At 43.7% G+C, this 20,190-nt stretch carries 16 protein-coding genes; 5 read left to right on the forward strand and 11 right to left on the reverse strand.

Annotated features, from left to right (window positions below):
- Positions 1 to 164 precede the first annotated feature (164 nt).
- Positions 165 to 605 carry an HIT family protein gene (locus ACT3S4_RS04715; protein WP_087814376.1) on the reverse strand — a complete coding sequence of 147 codons (441 nt, stop codon included), beginning with the start codon at positions 603 to 605 and terminating at the stop codon, positions 165 to 167.
- A 258-nt stretch (positions 606 to 863) separates the two neighbouring features.
- On the opposite strand from ACT3S4_RS04715, the gene ACT3S4_RS04720 reads away from it, so the two are divergent.
- The 3 genes from ACT3S4_RS04720 to ACT3S4_RS04730 all read left to right on the forward strand — a co-directional run bounded on the left by ACT3S4_RS04720 (position 864) and on the right by ACT3S4_RS04730 (position 5,174).
- Positions 864 to 1,625: a hypothetical protein gene (locus ACT3S4_RS04720; RefSeq protein WP_227694081.1), complete on the forward strand. Its 762-nt coding sequence runs from the start codon at positions 864 to 866 to the stop codon at positions 1,623 to 1,625.
- Positions 1,626 to 1,830: 205 nt separating this feature from the next.
- Complete coding sequence (gene ilvD, locus ACT3S4_RS04725; protein ID WP_201553714.1) at positions 1,831 to 3,717, forward strand: dihydroxy-acid dehydratase; 1,887 nt, start codon at positions 1,831 to 1,833, stop codon at positions 3,715 to 3,717.
- Between the two features lie 209 nt (positions 3,718 to 3,926).
- A complete protein-coding gene (locus tag ACT3S4_RS04730) occupies positions 3,927 to 5,174 on the forward strand; it encodes a cation:proton antiporter (RefSeq protein WP_201553713.1) in 1,248 nt (415 codons plus the stop codon).
- Positions 5,175 to 5,192: 18 nt separating this feature from the next.
- On the opposite strand, the gene ACT3S4_RS04735 is transcribed toward ACT3S4_RS04730, so the two are convergent.
- The 4 genes from ACT3S4_RS04735 to ACT3S4_RS04750 form a co-directional block, all read right to left on the reverse strand.
- Complete coding sequence (locus ACT3S4_RS04735) at positions 5,193 to 6,605, reverse strand: serine hydrolase domain-containing protein (protein WP_201581194.1); 1,413 nt, start codon at positions 6,603 to 6,605, stop codon at positions 5,193 to 5,195.
- A 433-nt stretch (positions 6,606 to 7,038) separates the two neighbouring features.
- Entirely contained in the window at positions 7,039 to 7,581 is a 543-nt protein-coding gene (locus ACT3S4_RS04740) for a beta-lactamase hydrolase domain-containing protein (RefSeq protein ID WP_201581193.1), read from the reverse strand.
- Positions 7,582 to 7,757: 176 nt separating this feature from the next.
- On the reverse strand, positions 7,758 to 8,675 hold the full coding sequence (locus tag ACT3S4_RS04745; RefSeq protein WP_055124219.1) for a MaoC family dehydratase: 918 nt from the start codon (positions 8,673 to 8,675) through the stop codon (positions 7,758 to 7,760).
- Positions 8,676 to 9,052: 377 nt separating this feature from the next.
- A complete protein-coding gene (locus ACT3S4_RS04750; RefSeq protein ID WP_201581192.1) occupies positions 9,053 to 10,453 on the reverse strand; it encodes a 3-oxoacyl-ACP reductase in 1,401 nt (466 codons plus the stop codon).
- Between the two features lie 577 nt (positions 10,454 to 11,030).
- Between ACT3S4_RS04750 and ACT3S4_RS04755 the strand changes: the two genes are divergently transcribed.
- The gene (locus ACT3S4_RS04755; protein ID WP_201581191.1) at positions 11,031 to 12,590 is read left to right on the forward strand and encodes an acetyl-CoA C-acetyltransferase; all 1,560 of its coding nucleotides are present in this window, start codon (positions 11,031 to 11,033) and stop codon (positions 12,588 to 12,590) included.
- Between the two features lie 248 nt (positions 12,591 to 12,838).
- Entirely contained in the window at positions 12,839 to 13,852 is a 1,014-nt protein-coding gene (ppk2, locus tag ACT3S4_RS04760; RefSeq protein WP_228139068.1) for a polyphosphate kinase 2, read from the forward strand.
- Between the two features lie 300 nt (positions 13,853 to 14,152).
- Here ppk2 and ACT3S4_RS04765 read toward each other — a convergent pair whose 3' ends face one another.
- The 6 genes from ACT3S4_RS04765 to ACT3S4_RS04790 form a co-directional block, all read right to left on the reverse strand.
- On the reverse strand, positions 14,153 to 14,500 hold the full coding sequence (locus tag ACT3S4_RS04765) for a PilZ domain-containing protein (RefSeq protein WP_045446052.1): 348 nt from the start codon (positions 14,498 to 14,500) through the stop codon (positions 14,153 to 14,155).
- Positions 14,501 to 14,555: 55 nt separating this feature from the next.
- Complete coding sequence (locus ACT3S4_RS04770) at positions 14,556 to 15,701, reverse strand: DNA polymerase III subunit delta' (protein ID WP_201581190.1); 1,146 nt, start codon at positions 15,699 to 15,701, stop codon at positions 14,556 to 14,558.
- An 84-nt stretch (positions 15,702 to 15,785) separates the two neighbouring features.
- Positions 15,786 to 16,598, reverse strand: coding sequence for a 3-deoxy-manno-octulosonate cytidylyltransferase (kdsB, locus tag ACT3S4_RS04775; protein ID WP_444760573.1), 813 nt, complete (start codon positions 16,596 to 16,598; stop codon positions 15,786 to 15,788).
- A gap of 37 nt (positions 16,599 to 16,635) precedes the next feature.
- A complete protein-coding gene (gene lpxK / locus ACT3S4_RS04780) occupies positions 16,636 to 17,775 on the reverse strand; it encodes a tetraacyldisaccharide 4'-kinase (protein WP_443509908.1) in 1,140 nt (379 codons plus the stop codon).
- A 75-nt stretch (positions 17,776 to 17,850) separates the two neighbouring features.
- On the reverse strand, positions 17,851 to 19,638 hold the full coding sequence (gene msbA / locus ACT3S4_RS04785; protein ID WP_444760574.1) for a lipid A export permease/ATP-binding protein MsbA: 1,788 nt from the start codon (positions 19,636 to 19,638) through the stop codon (positions 17,851 to 17,853).
- Positions 19,639 to 19,732: 94 nt separating this feature from the next.
- Positions 19,733 to 20,164 carry an ExbD/TolR family protein gene (locus ACT3S4_RS04790; RefSeq protein WP_025651795.1) on the reverse strand — a complete coding sequence of 144 codons (432 nt, stop codon included), beginning with the start codon at positions 20,162 to 20,164 and terminating at the stop codon, positions 19,733 to 19,735.
- Between the last annotated feature and the right edge of the window lie 26 nt (positions 20,165 to 20,190).

Below are 20,190 nucleotides of genomic sequence, written 5' to 3' on the forward strand. Positions count from 1 at the left end.
TCAAAAACCCCAGACAAGCGCCCAACTTGTAACATGACTTTAACGATTGTTACATGACTATTACCAAGTAATAAAAAAGGCCGCTTGTTAGCGACTTTTTTATTTTATTCTGGAACAATTTACGTTTTGCTTGTTAATTCGACAGCTATCTCGTTTTTTTATTACTAAACAGTAATGGTAGCAGCAAGTTGCTTAGCCGTTTCAGCCAGTTCTGTGTGATCAGCTTGGGTCACTGCATGTCGACCGAGCTGATGAATACTCGATGGAATGAGATGCACGTGATAATGAAAAACGGTTTGACCCGCCTCGCTACCATTTAATTGCATCTGAATAATGCCTTCACGCGCAAACACTTGACGCTGTGCTTGCATGACTTTTTTAGCGGTCATTAACACCGCTGCGGCATACTCTGGTTCAAGATCCGCCAAATCAACGGCTTTTTGCTTAGGAATCACCAGCACATGCCCCTCTGCTTGTGGCATGATATCCATAAAAGCAAGGGTTTTATCATCTTCATAAACTTTGTGATAGGGAATGTCACCGTTTAGCATTTTGGCAAAGATATTGTTATCGTCATACGCGGCTTGCTCATTGGCTTGGGTCATTATTTTTTCCTTTACTTGTTTGATTATTGGTTGCTCAACAGCTTTTAGAGGGGGTGGGACAACCTGTAATATAGTGGACGAAATGTCGTTTAAGCACAAGTTGCGATAGCACTCGTTATTAAAAATTCGCAATACGTAAGCTAATCGCGGTAGCTCACTAATTTGGTTGGCGAGTCAGGCGCTTTAAATGTTATATTAACCCTCTACTTTAACAACACTACGTTTATGGATTCGTCTACTTTGCCGACTCAATCAAATATGAGTAACATTTACACAGAACCTGCTCAAGCAGCGCAAACGTCTGTCACAGCTGGCTCTGTATTCAATAATGGAAAACAACCAAGCAGCGCTGAGACTGAAAATGAGACTCAAGCCCCCACTCAAAGCATTGAGCCTAACGCGCTCATTCTGGCCGAAGCACTGAGCGACAAGACGATTGGTTGGAAGATACACAATTGCAAAATCACTAAAAAGACGGTCACACAGGATTTACCACTACCGTTCTTATATCATTACGACAGTTTAAATGATGCGATTAAGCAAGCGAATCCGCTCACACCCGCCCTCCTGTCACAGTTCAATACGCCCATGAGCGCTCATGAAGCAGCCAAGCTGATTGGTATTAGCGAAGCACTAATAAGCAGCCCTTGGCATGTCAAAATCATCGGGTCATTGGTGATTTTTAGCGAAGCGCTGCAGTTAGCCGTACGCTTGCATTGGACCAATACGGGCAAAGACACCCAACAACTTTATACCCAGAATGAAGCAGATGCTATTACAGCCGCTTTTAAAGATTGGCAGTTTTTTGGTCGTATCGATGTACTCTACAAAAATAATAAGCAAACCTTAATCAGTATAGATGAACAAGCTGAAGGCAATGAGCAACTACTTCGTATTGAAGCAAACGCTGATTATCAATGCTTGCCAGCGACTCATGCGTTAGTGGTTATCGCTAAATTGGAAGCGGACAAAACAGAGCTACCTTGGTTTGAGGCGGCGATAGTAGAGCGCGTCGAATAACACCTTATCTTCCAAATACTTACGATGTTATGACTACTATTGACTTGGCATTATCAATGAATAGTTTTCAGTGATTCATATCTAATGGTATGGTAACGACCTAGTATTATTCACTAGTCCTCGCATTTTATAAAAAGCACACTATCAATATTAAAATTGAGGGTGCACATTTTCACAAACCTCGCCTATTTGTAAGGAATATCACATGGATTATCGCTCAAAAACCTCTACTGGCGGCCGTAATATGGCAGGCGCGCGCGCATTATGGCGTGCGACTGGCATGACTGATGGCGACTTTGGTAAACCAATCATTGCGATTGCCAACTCGTTTACCCAGTTCGTACCCGGCCATGTTCATCTAAAAGACTTGGGGCAACTGGTCGCACGTGAGATTGAACAAGCAGGCGGCGTGGCTAAAGAGTTCAATACCATTGCGGTCGATGATGGTATTGCGATGGGTCATAGCGGTATGTTGTACTCGCTACCCAGCCGCGACCTAATTGCTGACTCTGTAGAATACATGGTCAATGCTCACTGTGCGGATGCACTAGTGTGTATCTCCAACTGCGATAAAATAACGCCGGGTATGTTGATGGCAGCCATGCGCCTCAATATTCCAGTAGTGTTTATTTCAGGTGGCCCAATGGAAGCGGGCAAGATTTTAGCCAGTACCGTTGGTAAAAGCCATAATACCGATGGTAGTGACAGTAGTGCGATTCGTAAGCTTGATCTTGTCGATGCGATGATGGATGCCGCTGATGACAGCATTAGTGATGAAGATGTAGCCACTATTGAAGCCTCTGCCTGCCCAACTTGTGGTTCGTGCTCCGGTATGTTTACGGCCAACTCAATGAACTGCTTAACTGAAGCATTGGGCTTGGCATTACCGGGTAATGGCTCGCTACTCGCCACCCATTCGCTACGCCGCGAGTTGTTTTTAGAAGCAGGACGCACCATTGTCTCGCTTGCCAAACGTCGCTATGAGCAAGATGATGATTCAGTATTGCCACGCTCCATCGCTAGCAAAGCGGCTTTTGAAAACGCAATGACCTTAGATATCGCGATGGGTGGCTCAACCAATACTATTTTGCATCTGTTAGCGGCTGCTAACGAAGCAGAAGTCGATTTCAAAATGTCAGATATCGATCGTCTAAGTCGCGGTGTACCTTGCCTTGCAAAAGTCGCCCCTGCCTCACAAAAATACCATATGGAAGATGTGCATCGTGCTGGCGGTGTCTTTGCCTTATTGGCCGAGCTTGATCGTGCAGGCTTACTCAAAACTGACGTACCGACCATCCATAGTCCAACGATGAAAGCCGCGATTGATAAGTGGGATATCATGAATCCTGATAATCAAGAGGCTCGCGCACGCTTCCTTGCAGCACCGGGTGGCATACGTACCACTGAGGCATTTTCACAATCAAAAGAATGGTCAAACCTTGACGTCAACCGTGAGTCAGGTTGCATCCGTAGTGCCCTACATGCCTATTCTACAGATGGTGGTTTGGCCGTATTGTATGGCAATATCGCCGAGCGTGGCTGTGTGGTCAAAACCGCAGGTGTGGATGACAGCATCCTAGTATTTACTGGTCGTGCTCGTCTATTTGAGTCACAAGATGATGCTGTCGCGGCAGTATTAGCTGACAATATCGTCGCAGGTGATGTGGTTATCATCCGCTACGAAGGCCCTAAAGGCGGCCCTGGTATGCAAGAGATGCTATATCCGACCACTTACCTTAAGTCTAAAGGCTTGGGTAAAGAATGCGCCTTACTAACTGACGGTCGTTTCTCTGGTGGAACATCAGGTTTATCCATTGGTCATGCCAGCCCAGAAGCAGCGGAAGGTGGCGCCATTGGTCTGGTTGAAGAAGGCGATACCATCCATATCGACATTCCTAATCGTACGATTAACATGCAAGTCAGTGATGCCGATTTGTCCACTCGCCGCGAAGCGATGGAAGCTCGTGGCCGCGATGCGTGGAAGCCTGTAAGCCGTGACCGTCATGTGACCCCTGCGCTACGTGCCTATGCTGCCATGACTACCAGTGCCGATACCGGTGCGGTACGTGACGTGAGTCAAGTTGAGCGCTGAGCCTTAAACTATTAATTGTTAAAGTATATTGGTAAAAATCTATTAAGCCTGCGCTATGCAGGCTTTTTTTTCACCAAAAAACAACGCATATGTCGTTTTGATAACGATTTTTTGCGGTAATCATTATTTTTTAGCGTCATTATAATGGACTAGTAAATATGGCCTTATTCTAACTTTTTAAGATAAACATAACAGCGTGCACCTACCTTATGATTGAAAACTACAATTTATTTTTATTGGTCTGCGGTATCGCTTTTTTACTGGGGGCGTTATTCCCCATTATATTTAAGCGCACGCCTATCTCTTTGCCTATGTTGCAGGTCAGCTTTGGGCTGCTGATGGGCTACTGGTGGACGACCTTATCATTTTTAGACCCTATGAATAACGGCTTAATTATCGAAAAATTAACCGAAATTGTGGTGCTCGTATCCTTGGTTGGTGCTGGTATTAAAATTGATACGAAGCTGTCTTGGCAATTGTGGCGACCGACCGTGCGTCTGTTGCTTATTACCATGCCGATTGGCATCTTTGCGATGGCGGTACTGGGCTACTATGCATTTGGTCTCAGTCTGGGAGCCGCTATATTGCTGGGCGCAGTACTAGCTCCAACCGATCCCGTCTTAGCTTCTAGTATTCAAGTAGGGCCACCCAACACAGGTCGCGAAGATACACCGCGCTTTACTTTGACCTCAGAAGCAGGATTGAATGACGGACTGGCTTTCCCATTTGTTTATTTGGCCATAAAAATAGCGGAAGCCTTTAGCCAAGGCAATTCCTTTACCCTCGAGATGCTCTGGTCATGGTTCACTCATGATGTCTTATGGAAAATTGGTGCTGGGCTGGTGGTGGGGATTGTCGTTGGTAAAATTATGGCCAAGCTGGTATTTTCAAAATACAGCCAAAACACCACTATTTCTCAAGGCTATGTGGTCATTGCACTAACGTTAGTGGCTTATGGACTTGCCGAATTTGTACATAGTTATGGCTTTATCGCCGTGTTTATCGCGGCATTTGCCTTTCGCCGCTCAGAGCATGAGCATAGCTATCACCACAAGCTCCATGATTTTGCAGAACAATCAGAAGGCTTACTCATGTCTCTAGTGCTGGTCACTTTCGGCATGTTTCTTGGTCAAGGATTGCAGTCGGGTGTTGAGCTGACATGGCGTGTTTACATCGTCAGCTTCACTTTCCTCTTGTTGATACGTCCCATTGGTGGGTTTATTGCTTTATCAGGACTAAACATGCCACACACTGAAAAGTATGCCATTTCTGCTTTGGGCATCCGTGGCATTGGTACGCTATATTATTTATCTTATGCGCTCAACCAAGGTTTTTTCGGTGATGAAGATGCGCTTAAGCTATGGGTCGTCTGTTCAATTGTCATTTTGGCGTCAATCTTTATTCATGGTCTTAGCGCCACAAAATTGCTTAAAATGACGCCGAATAAATCACATTAACCTTATCGATAGAGCTATCTAGCGCTTTGAAAGCTCTGAATCGACTAAGTTAAGTACCGCTTCCGTTAGTGCAAATTGACGGACATCATTCAGCATCGTGGTGTCAAAATTATGGATAAAGGCAAATGACAACTGACGCTCTGTGTCACACCAAGCCACTGAACCGTTATAGCCCATATGCCCAAATCCTTGCTTGTTTGCATCAAATTTTTCACTGTCTATATGCTGACAAAGACTAAATAACCGATGATAACCCAAGCGCCAATCCATGTTTGCTGGCATGACGGCATCTAGCCCTGTGACTTGCGGTTTGGATAGTTGCTCAAAAGTGGCGCTATTAATAAACGTGTGTCCTTGCCATGTTCCGCCGTTGGCTAACATCGCATAGATGGTGGCCAATGCCTGAGCTGAAGCGACACCATTTGCTGCTGGAATAATCGCCTGTAATGTCTCACGACTGTGATAATCGATTGCTTGTTTGCCAGCAGGTATGAGTGCCGCCTTATAATTTTTTAGATTAAGCTGACTGGTATTGAAGTACAAACGATTAATATGAGCCGTGTCTAGTATCGGTAAAGTATTTTGCTCATCATCTGAACTTAGGTCTGCCGCTTGTATATCAACTAAGGCGAGCTGCTGCCAACAAGTGTAGCTAGGCAGACTAGCATAAGTACGTAAAGTACTTTGTGAGTCAGCTTTTAGCGTTGGTTTATGACGTTTATGACGCAGTTGTGAGCCAGCCTCATTTGATGCTTCGAAGTCTTTGGCGAGTCTTGCTACTTGGTTGACTTTATTCTCTGGTACACCAAAATAGCAACTATCAGCAATACCTAAAGGCTCAGTAAGATAATGGCGCAATGCCTCAGCTAAAGACATTTCCGTAACGGCTTCTATCAGACCGCCCAACACCCAACCATAGACCAGAGCACTATAAGCGCTGTCATATAGCTCGCCATGGTCTGATGCTGTGATTGGCATGGCAGCAACTTTATTGAGCATTTGATCCCAATCAAGCAAAGTTTCGCTATCCGCATCGATACTCTGAATTGAGAATAAGTTGGCTTGATGCGACATCACGCTACGTAGCGTAATATTCCCTTTATTCTGTGCAGAAAATGCACGCCAATAATGGGCAATAGGCTGGTCATAATCAAGCATCTGCTGCGAAACCAATATATGTACAAGCGTCGCCAATATACCTTTACCCGTCGAAAAGTTAATCGCCAAAGTATCAGGCTGCCATGGCATCTCTGGACGTGCCATCCCTACACTCGCCTGTGCAATACATTCTCCTGCCTGATAGACAACCACGGCACCCCCTGCTGGTGCATCATCTAGCTGTAAGTCGGTGAGTATTTGCTGCAAACGTTGTTGCAACGTTATATTTATCTGTTGATCAAAAATCTGCGTGGTTTTATTATTATCGATCATGGCTACCCTGCTCCATTTCTATAAAATAGCTAAACGGTAAGAACTATTTAGCCCTTAATATTAAGTGTTCATATGATAAAAAATACATTATTTGCTAAGGCGTAACTGTTCAATATCTCAATACTAACTCGTTATTTTTTCGTTTGCTTAGAGCATGTCCTCAATTCAATCGATTACTTTCTAAACGGGCTAAAAATAGCTAAATTTTGCCAAACATCGTCAAATAGCTTCTTAGTATCTCGATATTATATGCGCTACTTTCCTTGTTTGACGCCAATTTATCTCATTTTTATCACCATTTTAAAATGAGGACACGCCCTAGAACTTTTATCCTCATTTTAAAAATAACAACGCGCCTTAATAAAAAAGGCAACCTAGTGGTCGCCTCTCTGTCATGCAATGCTGCTTAATAATACGTTGTCATCTTTATGTCTTAGCGCGGTACCAACAGACGATTATGAACTTCTTGCTCAAGCTTCGTTAATCCATGACTGCGCCCACGTTCCATAGCGGTGTCCATTTTACGTCCACGTAACCATCCTGCGCGTAGCGCCATTGCGGCACCTACTCTATTGCCTGAGCCACAATGCACTGCTGTTTTTTTGCCATGATGTTGGCGCAATATATTATCAAATGCCAATATATTGAGCTGCTTTAAGTCTGCAGCACCGTTAATAGGCAGATGCTCATAGTGCATGCCAGCTCGCTCGACCGCTGCGGCTTCATCAAAGCTCAATTCATCATCTGGCTGTAAGTTAATCACTAGCTCAACCCCAGCGTTCGCTAAGGCAACCACTTTTTCGTCATTGAGTGCACCGCATACAATGGTAGTGTCGTCAGGACGAAAATAAGGCTCAAGAATAGTACTAAGATCAACATCATTGTCTAAAACGCTATTGCCAGCATTCGATACTGTGTCAGTAGCTACTGAATGATTCAGTTGATCTGAGTTTGGTACGGCGGTATGTGAAGTCATAATTATAAATTTGTTCGTTATATTTACTATGGTCAATTCCAGTTAAAATAAGTACAAAGCAACCGCGTGTCGATGTATAAGCAATACTTCAAGCGAGGTTAACGCTATCACTTTTCTATCACGAATCGACCATATTGAGATATTTTTTAGTTAAATGACAGTTGTTCTACTGGCTTTTACTCATTGCCACTCTGTAATTTAACCGTACCTGCCAAATGCGGCTTGTCATTTTTAGAGCTAAATAAGCCAAACTCACAGGTATCGTCTGTGTCTTTAAGTGCAGCTACCGGATCAGCGATCAGCTCTACTTCGGCTGGCAAAAAGATAGGCAGTTTAAATGACACATCAACCGTACACGCATCTGGCAACTCGTCCATCATAGCAAGGCATTTGGCCTTTGACCACATGCCGTGAGCAATCGCTTTAGGAAAGCCAAACGCACGCGCAGATAATGGATGAAGATGAATAAGGTTAAAGTCACCTGAAACAAAAGCATAACGACGACCGATATCTTCTGGCACTTCAAAGATACTATGCACGCCTTCTGGGTTGACTGATGGCTTAACCGTTATTGGACGTGGAGTGCTTTTTTTGTCTTTGCTGCTGATGGGTTTTTTGCTACGTGATAGATACGTCGAAGTACCTTCCCAAATCACCTTATCTTCTGACTTGACCGTCGTCACAAAATCAAACTGCTGACCCTGAGCATGGTCACGCAAATTATCAAAGGTGACTGACATAGCAACCGTTTCACGCTCACCGATAGGACGATACTGAGTCACACTATTATCGACGTGCACTAGACCCAACATAGCAAATGGAAATGGCTCTTTAACCATCATATTCATCTGCAGCGTTTGAGACAGCACTGAGAAGTAAGTAATGGGTACTTTGCCATTATCTGCAAAACCACAAATTTTACGATAATCGTTTAAGTTACTTTGGTCAATGTGCAAATCGTCCACATAGTAAGTCGCCTGCGGCAATTGGTCTTTACTGATTTTGCCGTTATTACCAATAGGCAATAAACTTTTAACGATATTGGCATAGGTCGTATGCGCTTTCGGCAACGCATCATAATGTTTGTCTGACATAATAAATCCTAAGTGGGGCTTGAGCAAATTTTCTTGGTGTATCTAAAGATGCTATGACATTATTGGTTACAGCCTATCATTGAGCAATGCCACCAGTATTATGCCTAAATTAGGCACAATTCATAGGCGTGGTTTTAGACAATGTAAGCAACTCTCACAGCAAAAAACAATTTGGCTACTGGTTCTCTGTGTTTTTATCATAAAAAAGCCACCCTTGGGCAGCTTTATTACGATTTATGAGCAATTTTTTCGTAAGCATATGTGAGGAAAATTGAAAATACTGATTAATATCAGCTATTTATCATAATCTAAATCATCATCTACACTTACTTATAATTGACACTTACTTATAATTGACACTTACTTATAAAGTGATGTTAAGCACCCAATAAGCTTTGACCACAAACGCGAACGATGTTGCCATTTAAGCCACCAGAAGCAGGTGATGCAAACCATGCGATGGTCTCAGCCACGTCTACTGGCAAGCCGCCTTGGCTCATAGAGTTCATACGGCGACCCGCTTCACGAATAGCAAATGGAATGGCTTCTGTCATTTGCGTTTCAATAAACCCTGGAGCAACGGCATTGATTGTCATGCCTTTGGCGTTGTCTTCTAACTGCTTGGCAGTGGCATTCACCAAACCAATCACCCCTGCTTTAGAGGTGGCATAGTTGGTTTGACCCAAGTTGCCAGCGATACCTGAAATCGATGACACACAAACAATACGTGCATTGTCTTTTAATACATCGTTGTCTAGTAAATAGCGGTTCAGCCTAGCAATACTACCTAGGTTAATATCGATAACCATGTCCCACTTTTTCTCGTCCATGTTTGCCAATGTCTTATCACGAGTGACGCCAGCATTATGGATGATTGAATCTAATCCGCCACGCTTTTGTGCGGCTTCGGCGATTTGTTTGCCAGCGTCATCACTGGTGATGTCGACGGTCAATACTGAGCCACTAATTTCGCTAGCGACTTTTTGTAGGTCTGCTTGTTGCTGCGGTACATCGAGGCAGATAACGTGAGCGCCTTCGCGAGCCAATACACGAGCAATTGCTTCACCAATACCGCGGCTTGCGCCAGTCACCAGCATGGTTTTGCCGCCAAGAGGCTGTGTCCAATCGACATCAACGTTACTACCCTTACTAACGCGTACGACTTGTCCTGAGACATAAGCTGAACGAGCTGAGGTGAAAAAGCGTAAAGTCGAATCTAGATTTTGCTCTGCGCCGTCTTCCACATAAACAAGCTGTGCCGTAATACCGCGTTTGAACTCTTTACCGACAGACTTTACAAAGCCTTCAAGCGCACGCTGAGCCAAAGCTGTATCAATGTCAGTGATATTTTCTGGTGGGCGACCAATAATAATGACGCGACCAGACTTTTCTACACGACGAGCGACAGTATGGAAGAACTCATACACTTCTTTTAATTGATCGGCATTGCTAATATTGCTGGCATCAAACAACAAAACTTTAAATTTATCATCGCCGCCCGTATTGGCTTTTGCTTCAACGCCTGCATCAGCAAGGGCATCTTTGATATCATCACTGCTGTTTACATAAACATCAGCATGTACGTCTGACAAAATTCGCGCCACAGACTCACTGACGCTTTTATCATCGCCATTAGCACGACCAACCAATACGCTACCACGTACTAAAGGCTCACCGCTTTCGAAGCGATCAAGAGTAACAGGTAACGGTAAACCTAAATTTTTGGCCACTTTTTTGCCAATAGAAGACTGAACAAAATCACCATAACGGTCTGACATAATATAATCCCTATAACGAACGGTTAGAATAATAGTAATAAATGTAATGTGCCTATTATATAGACTCAATAACCTCATAATTATTGATATTTAGTAAATGAGTCTAAAGCTGGCCTAACTATACACTGCCATCTTAAACAAGTCCAAAAACCGATAATGTCTACAACAATCTGTAAACAACTCAGTATACAAGGCGGTCACTTTTTCTGGATTTAAAAATCACCACATTGTGCTAAAATCAGACCTATAAGTTATAGCAAATGCAATTATCGATAACAATATATTATCAAATCTATCGTTATGCAATGCCAATAATCGATACTAGCCAGTCTACGAAAGTCATATTGATATCTTTCAAAGCTGATACCGACCTTAGATAAGCGTCACATAGTTTGCCAAAGATATACAGTAAGGTCGTAAAAACGTCTTATCATAAACAGTTATGCTGCGTAATAAGTGATAATATTTGCTTCTTGTTTATTTTCGATTATTGAATTTTTTAATGTAATCATTTTTATTATTAGCTTTACTATTGTTACCCTCTTTTCTTCTGCCCATATTTTTTAAGGATAATATTATGAGTAATAAAAACAATCACCCTGATAGCCCTGTTGTTGAAAGCACAGTGGTCAAAGCCAGTGCGTCAAAATCTACTGATAATAAATCAGACAGCGCCAAAACAGAAACGGCTGTTAAAAAAGCTAAAAGCACGACAGCTACAGACATGTCTAATAAAGAGTCTTCTAGTAATAAAGAGTCTGCTAGCACTACAGAGGCGAATGATAAATCACCAGATTCTACTACGAAAAAGCCAGCGTCTGCCGCCAAAAAAACCAGCAAAACAAAAGCCGTTGCTGGTCAAAATCGTGTGGCTATCTTAGGTGGCAACCGTATTCCGTTTGCACGCTCGAACGGTTCATACGCTGACGTTAGCAACACCGACATGTTGACAGCTGCATTAGATGGCTTGATTGAACGCTATAATCTACAAGACGAAGTGTTGGGTGAAGTGGTGTCTGGTGCCGTCATGAAACTAAGCCGTGACATCAACCTAACTCGCGAAGCCACACTTAACACAGCGCTCAACCCACATACGCCAACTTATGATATCTCACAAGCTTGCGGTACTGGCTTGCAAGCGACTTTTGCTTCTGCCAATAAAATCGCACTGGGTCTTATCGATTCAGCGATTACTGGTGGCGTAGATACGACCTCTGATGCACCGATCGCGATTGGTGATGGTCTACGTAAAGTACTGATCAAACTGGGCGCGGCTAAAGACAACAAACAACGCTTAAAAGCACTAATGGGTCTAAATCCAAAAGACTTAATCGATTCGCCACAAAACGGTGAACCACGCACTGGTCTATCAATGGGCGACCATCAAGCCATCACCACTCTTGAGTGGAATATCAGCCGCGAAGCACAAGATGAGCTTGCTTTTAACAGTCATCAAAACCTAGCGCGCGCTTATGATGAAGGATTCTTTGACGACCTAATCACTCCATACAAAGGTCTGACGCGCGATAACAACTTGCGTCCTGATACCACTTTGGAAAAACTGGCTAAATTAAAGCCTGTGTTTGGTAAAAAGAACGCCAACCCAACGATGACAGCAGCCAACTCTACACCGTTAACGGATGGTGCCTCTTGTGTCCTATTAGGAACCGATGAGTGGGCAAAAGAGCGTGGTCTTAAGCCATTGGCTTATATCGTTCATCAAGAAACGGCCGCCGTTGATTTCATTGGTAAATCTGGCACCACAGAAGGCCTATTAATGGCACCTGCTTATGCCGTACCGCGTATGCTTGAGCGTGCAGGTCTAACACTACAAGATTTCGATTTTTATGAAATCCATGAAGCCTTTGCATCACAAGTGTTATCAACACTAGCTGCTTGGGAAGATGAAAAATTCTGTGAAGAGCGTCTAGGACTAGATGCACCACTAGGCTCTATCGATCGTAGCAAGCTAAACGTTAATGGCTCGTCGTTAGCTGCGGGTCATCCATTTGCCGCAACGGGTGGTCGTATCCTAGCCACTGCAGCGAAGCTATTGGATCAAAAAGGCTCAGGTCGTGCACTAATCTCTATCTGTGCAGCTGGTGGTCAGGGCGTGACTTGTATCTTAGAGAAATAACTCTTTGACTGCTATTATTTGATTGGTATTATCAGTCAATAGTTAGCATGAATACTTTAAAGCACTCTTTAATCGATGGATTAGAGGGTGCTTTTTTATGCCCATTCACTACTCAAAACTGGATGATAGTCATGGTCTTGCTAACAACACAATAATGAAACGTAGCCAACGCATAGCTCTATCGGTAGTTATGCTAAAGTAAGAGGATAACCAATAAAAATCATAACAACACTGATTAGGAGTTTTTTATGGGTAAGATACCTTCGTCCATCAATCCCAAATCCCTCACGCCACAAGAGCGTCAGGAACTTAGCTCACCTGAGCAACACAGTTTTATCGAGCGTATGGATAAGGAGGTTTTTAATGATCAGTTGCGGCGTAAAATGCACGAAGACCTCATCGATACTTATGATGAAGAGCTAGAAAACGAGATAGATGATTATGTGCGTGATTTTCGTTTTGATGGGCGCGAAATGAGTGAGCAAGAAAGACTTGATCGGCGTATGTACTTTCAAGAGTTGGTAAGGCTACAGCGCGAGCTTATTAAGTTGCAAGACTGGGTCGTTGATCGCGGTGAGCGTATCGTCGTCATATTTGAGGGTCGTGACTCGGCGGGTAAAGGTGGCGCTATCAAGCGTATCACGCAGCGCTTAAACCCTCGTGTGTGTCGAGTGGCTGCCCTACCTGCACCGACAGAACGTGAGCAATCACAATGGTATTTTCAGCGTTATGTCGCCCATTTGCCTGCTGCTGGTGAGATTGTGCTGTTTGACCGCAGTTGGTATAATCGTGTGGGGGTTGAGCGTGTGATGGGTTTTTGTACCGATGCACAGTATGAAGAATTTTTTCAGTCGGTGCCTGAGTTTGAACGTATGCTAGTACGCTCAGGTATTCGCTTGGTGAAGTACTGGTTTTCGATCACTGATGATGAGCAGCATTCACGCTTTATGAGCCGTATTCATGATCCGCTCAAGCAATGGAAGCTCTCAGCCATGGACTTACAGTCACGCCGCCGTTGGGAAGACTATACCAAGGCTAAAGAGACCATGTTTGAGCGAACGCATATCCCTGAAGCACCTTGGTGGGTGGTTGAAGGTAACAATAAAAAACGCGCAAGGCTAAACTGTATTGCTCATCTACTCGAACAAATTCCTTATAAGGAAGTGCCACGTGATGAAGTAGAATTACCCGATCGTAAACGTGATGACGAATACTACCGTGAGCCTATTCCAGATGATATGTATGTGCCACCGCGCTATTAAAAGATATGCTGGTTTTACGTAAGCCGTGTCCTCAATTCAATCGATTGTCCTCTAAATTGGCTAATAATGGCTACATTTTGCCAAGGATAGTCAAACAGCTTATTGATATCTCGATATTATTGGCATTACCTTCATTGTTTGACGGCAATTTTTATCACCATTTTTAAAATGAAGACACGCCCTAGTCTTATGCTCATAAAAAAAGCCGCCTTATCGATATATAAGGTGGCTTTTTTTATACTGTTTGTTGAATAATAGTCGTCTAACATTCATCAAAACCATTACAAGTACAATAAATAATTACATGGTATAGGTGGACTGCAAACCATCTATTTTACCCGCCAATAATCGCTCAACTTCGTTTTTAATTCTTTGACCTGCAATATCAGTTCCAATCTGTACCGCAAAACCTGCCGGTCGACCACCTTGAGTTTTGGCGTTAATCCAAACCACTTTGCCATTCATAGGCAAACGCTCGCTAGAATTGGGTAAAGTGATGGCGATAAATACCTCGTTACCTAGCTGCTGAGCGTCATTGGATGGCACAAATAATGCGCCATTACTGACAAAGGACAAGTAGCTGGCATATAACATTTCGATATTTTCAATGTGGCAGGTTAATATCCCGCCGCGTCCTGGCATGGCCATAGTCAGCTTCCTTCATTAAGTTTGGTATTTTTATTTGCTATCAAGGCAGATTTTCTTATAAACAAGCCAATTCTTGCATTAGCTTATCATAGGCAAATTTTTCTTGCACATTTTGTTGCAGAGCGATTTTTGTCTGCTGTAAGCTATTAGAAAAAAGTGCGAGGCCATTATTATCAGGTGGATATTTTTCTAAGGCAGCGGATAGATTGACATCTTTTTGAAGCTCATTAAGCCCTAAGTAAAGACGGCGCATATCAAGTAGCATCAGCTCAGAAAGCTGAATAAATTCCGTGATACTCAGTTGGTTTTGCCAATAGTCACTGGCTGCCACACTACTACGTTTACCACTACGCAATGCCTGCCACGTCGTCAACCATAGCGCACGTTTGCTATACCATGGCGCTTGTGCCATGGCTATCGCTGCCAAAGGTGCGCCATTTGCCAATTGGATAAGCTGCTCAATCGCAGCCGTTCCGACCGCTTCACGATTGACCGTAGAGCCAAGTGCCTGTGTCACATAGTCAACGGCGATCATAGGCTGAATGGTCTGTAATGGCAACTGCTGCACCCGACTTTTAATGGTGGGCAGTAGTTGTGCTGGAGTATCGCTGATCAAAAACAAATGGACTTTAGCTTGTGGTTCTTCCAAGGTTTTGAGTAGCGCGTTGGCCGCAGCAATCGTCATTTGCTCTGCATGGTCTAACACACAGATACGCATCCCTTGACCACCTTGGTAGATAAAAGGCTGCAAGTTGCGGATATCATCCACTTTAATCTTAAGAGCACTGTTATTGGCTGTTTTGGATGATTTTTTATCCTTTGCAGCGTTACTTAATTTTTCTTGATTATCAGCACTATCTGCACTATCTGCACTGATCGGCATACTGATCAGTGGCAATACCTGTAAGCTTGGATGCGTGCCAGATCTTAGCCATTGGCAACTTTCACACGCGCCGCAAGCCCCTGTGGGATGGCTATCACGCTTACGGCATAATAGCCAAGCGACCAAACGCCATACAAAAGCCCGCTTGCCCATACCCTGCATACCAGCAGCTAATAGCGCATGTGGCAAAGATTGCTGTGATGTCAAAACTCGCTTGGTCAATTGCGACCACAGATTTTTCTGCCATGGCAATAACGCGGCGAAATAAATGTGGTCTGTAGTATCCATTGTGCCTGTATTTTGCGTCTTATCACTCATAGCTAACGTCCTATCACTTCGCTTGATTATTCAGGATATAGCGTGTTCATGACGCTTTAGATGAAATATTTTTGCTTAGGCTATCTATCCAATGGGGCTCTGAAATTCAGTCAAACTCATGGCATTTAAGCGGTCTAAATCTTCTTGGGTATCGACCCCTGCAGGTAGATGACAAGCGGCAACTGCAATAGCAATCTGCGCTCCATTTTCTAAAACGCGTAACTGCTCTAGGCTCTCAAGTGTCTCAAGTGGCGTTTGCGGCCAATGCACAAACTGCTGCAATAAACGGACGCGATAAGCATATAACCCTAAATGACGATAAGCATTTTTTGGTGGGTTTCTATGACCATCATTGGACAATACGACATCACGGTCGCAAGGAATGGGTGCTCGGCTAAAATAAAGCGCACGTTGCAAGTGATTAGATTGTTGACTGACAACCTTTACCACTGATGAGCGCATAAAGGTCTCATAGTCGTCGATAGACTCACACAAAGTCGCCATCACGCTATCACTGTCTGCGACCAAAAGCGCCTTTACCTGCTCCAATAATAACGGTGGCACTAACGGTTCATCACCTTGCATGTTGACCACGATATCATGGTCAGCCCATCCTTTAATGGCGGCTACCTCTGCCAAACGGTCAGTGCCTGAAGCATGCTCGCTACTGGTCATCACCACATCAAACCCTGCATCCATGCATACCTTGGCAATATCGTCATCATCCGTGGCAATGCACATATCATCAGCGAAGTGCGCTGTTTGCGCTTTTTCAGCAACCCAAAGAATCATCGGCTTACCATGTATTTCTAGTAATGGCTTGCCAGGCAGCCGTGTGCTCTTAAAACGAGCAGGGATAACAATATGAGTTTTGGCGGGTATAATTACTGACGACATGGGGTTTCCTATAGCAATTTTTATACGGTTTAAAGCATCATTTATTATTTGCTTTATTATTGTTATTGGTACTGTCATTATTTTCGATATCAATACCTAGCTTCTTTAGCTGCTGCTGCAGATTATCATAACAGCTGTCAGAGAGTTCGGCGGTTACTGGCAGTACCCATAGTCTGTTTATCAGCTCTTGATACTCATCATTTAGCGCTTTATCAGTAGTGGCTTTCGACAACAACGCTCTCATTTTTACCGCATCTTTACTGGTTACTACGATTGGATATTCTGTATACTGTAACAATTCCGCCAAGTCAAAATCATAATGATCAGGATAAGCATGTCCAACGACATCGAAGCCAAGCGAATTTAAAGTATCAAAAAACCGCTGCGGATAACCAATACCGCTCACCGCATGTACTTTATGGCCCTTTTTAGGCGCATCAATGTGAGAATAAGATAAAGTAGGTTGCCATAAGAGTTGCAGAGCATTCGCCTCTAGATGCATCGTCAAGCGATTGGCTCGATATAGACTGCTATTATCTTTGTTATTATCAACTGAATCTGTTTTTAGTGGCTCATGGTAGATGACAGTTGCCCCCTGTAAGCGTGACATGGGCTCACGTAAAAACCCTGTTGGCAGGAGTTGCTGATTACCAAAGCCTCGTGTCGAATCGACCACAATCCATTCAATGTCACGTTGCAGTGCATAATGCTGCAAGCCATCGTCGGCAATAATGAATTGCAAGTCAGGATGGGCAGCTAACAAGGTCATAATTGCTTGCTTACGATCAGGACATACTGCCATGGGCGCATTTGTCATATTGACAATCAAACAAGGCTCATCCCCTACCACATTGGGCAAACTGGTGGCATCGACCAAAGCGGGCATTTGACTGGTATCACCACCATAACCACGACTAATAACACCTACCTTTATTCCCCGTTCTTGTAGATAATCAACCAAGGCAATAATTAATGGCGTTTTGCCACTACCGCCCACGCTGATATTACCGATCACCATCACGGGAACCGGCGCACGATAACTTTCTAACAGCCCAGATTTGTAAGCTTGACGACGCAGCGTGGTGATGAGTCCATACAACCAACTAATAGGTAGCAATAGCCATAGCCAAGCGGCTTGACGTTGCCAGGCACGCGTCACTGTCGTCTCAATGCTCATTATTATTGGCTACTTATCCTATTATTTTAGTGCGGCTCAAGTGGCAAGAGTGTTGCAAGATAGCGATACATAAATCTACTCAAAATCGCGCTCATACATTTGTGCATAATGACCTTGCAATTGCATCAGCTCATCATGCGTGCCTAACTCAACGATTTGACCGCTGTCTAACACGGCGATACGATCTGCGGACTCAATAGTGGTTAATCGATGTGCAATGACTAACGTCGTACGATCTTTCATCACATTATCAAGCGCTTGTTGAATGTAGTACTCTGACTCATTGTCTAAAGCACTGGTTGCTTCATCTAAAATTAAAATCGGCGCGTCTTTTAATAGCGCACGAGCAATCGATAAGCGCTGACGCTGCCCGCCAGACAGCTGCAAACCTTCAGCACCGATTTCACTTTGATAGCCGTTTGGCATTTTCATAATAAAATCATGGGCAAAAGCATCTTTTGCGGCGCGTTCAACTTCAGCTTGGGTTTTACTGGCTAAGCCACCATAAGCAATATTGTTAAATACCGTGGTATTGAACAGGACTACTTGCTGATTGACCATCGCAATCTGCGCCCGTAAGCTCTCAAGCTTAATGTCTTCAATCGGTATGCCATCCAAAGTAATTTGCCCAGAAGAAGTCGATAAGGTACGCGTCAGTAAATTCACTAAAGAGGACTTACCAGCACCACTTCGCCCTACCAATGCAACCGTCTCACCCGCTCTTACATCTAATGTAAAGTCACGCAAAGCGACCGTCGAATCAGGATAAACCAGACTGACATTATCCAGCTTAATTTCACCTGTCAAAGTAGGGCTAAGCACACCAGTATCTGTTTCTTCTGGCTCATCTAGCAATGCAAAAATAGACTCACCTGCCGCAATCCCTTTTTGCAGTTTTTGATTCACATCAGTCAATGAGCGTACCGGCTTGCTGAGCAAACCTGCAGCGGCAATATATGAGATAAACTCACCCGCTGAGATATTGTCAATCACCGATGGGCGTAGTGCGAGCCACACCACAACTGACATGGCGACAGCCATTAGCAGCTGTACTGCTGGCGTATTGATACTGTTGGTCACCACGACCTTCATGCCTTGGCGTAAGTTCTTTTTCGATGTTTTATCGAAGCGTGCGGCTTCGTATGCTTGACCGCCATAGTTTTTGACAACCTGATAGCCACCAATCACTTCATTGGTAATATGGCTGACATCACCCATCGTCTCTTGAATACCCTTAGACAACTTTAGATAACGCTTTGAGGCGATGCGAATAAGCCACAATATTGGCGGTAGCACAACGAATAAAATCAACGTCAAACGCCAATTGCTATAAAGCAAGAAACCTATCAAGGCGACGACTGTCAAACCATCCCGCAGTAGCGTCTTCATAGAGTCTGTACTAGCGGCGGTGACTTGCTCAACATCAAATATCAGCTTGGATGAAATGGTACCAGCAGGATTGGCTAAGTAAAAAGAGCTTGGCAGACGAAGCAATTTATTAAAGACTTCCACTCGCAGCTCATATACCAAATTACGTGAGACCAGAGCAGAATAGTAATTACCCAAAAAGCTACCAACACCGCGGACAAAAAACAGACCAATGATCAATAATGGAAATAAATCTTGTTTGCTTTGATCGTTCTGATTAATGGCATCGGTGATGTATTGAAGTAATTTGGCAATCCAAATCTCTGTCGCCGCATTAATCGCAAAGCCCAACACAGTAAGCATTAATGCCCACCAGTATGGTTTTAAATAACTCAGCAAACGCAGCAAGGTCTTATGTTTAGGTATGTTTGACGGCTCTGCTGATAGTTTTTTAGCAGCAGTTTTTGCAGAGTCAGGTTGATATGCTTGGCTCATAAAAGCCTCAATTTGGGGGTCATAACATGAATGGACTGCGTTAAAATTACAGTTTTATAAGAACATCTATCAATGGCAATAAAGTAGCTATAGGCTACTGCGGTAACGGCTGACCAAGTGGCACGACCGTACTGATATTAAGATTCAAAAATCCCAGTTTACCCGCAATGTCCATCACTCGCACAACCGATTGGTGGGTGGCATTGGCATCCGCAGCAATAACAAATAGCATGTCACGATTACTGCCAGCTTCTTGTTGTAGCATACTTGTCAACTCTGCCTCATTGCTACTAGCAAGCGTAATACCGTTCACCAGATAACTGCCATCTTCTTGTACTGCCACTTCGATACTGTTTTTCTCTTCTGTCAGCGCAACACCTTCAGCTTCAGGAAGAATAATATTTAAACGACTAAAATGATTAAACGACGTTGCTAACAGTAAAAACACAATCAAAAACAACAAGCAGTCAATCATCGGGGTCAAGTTAATTTCGAGCGGCTCAACAGTCGGTTTTCTAAAGCGCATATCACTCTCTTTAATTTACTGAATAC

It is taken from the genome of Psychrobacter sp. AOP30-A2-5, from assembly GCF_052378115.1.
Classification (GTDB): domain Bacteria; phylum Pseudomonadota; class Gammaproteobacteria; order Pseudomonadales; family Moraxellaceae; genus Psychrobacter.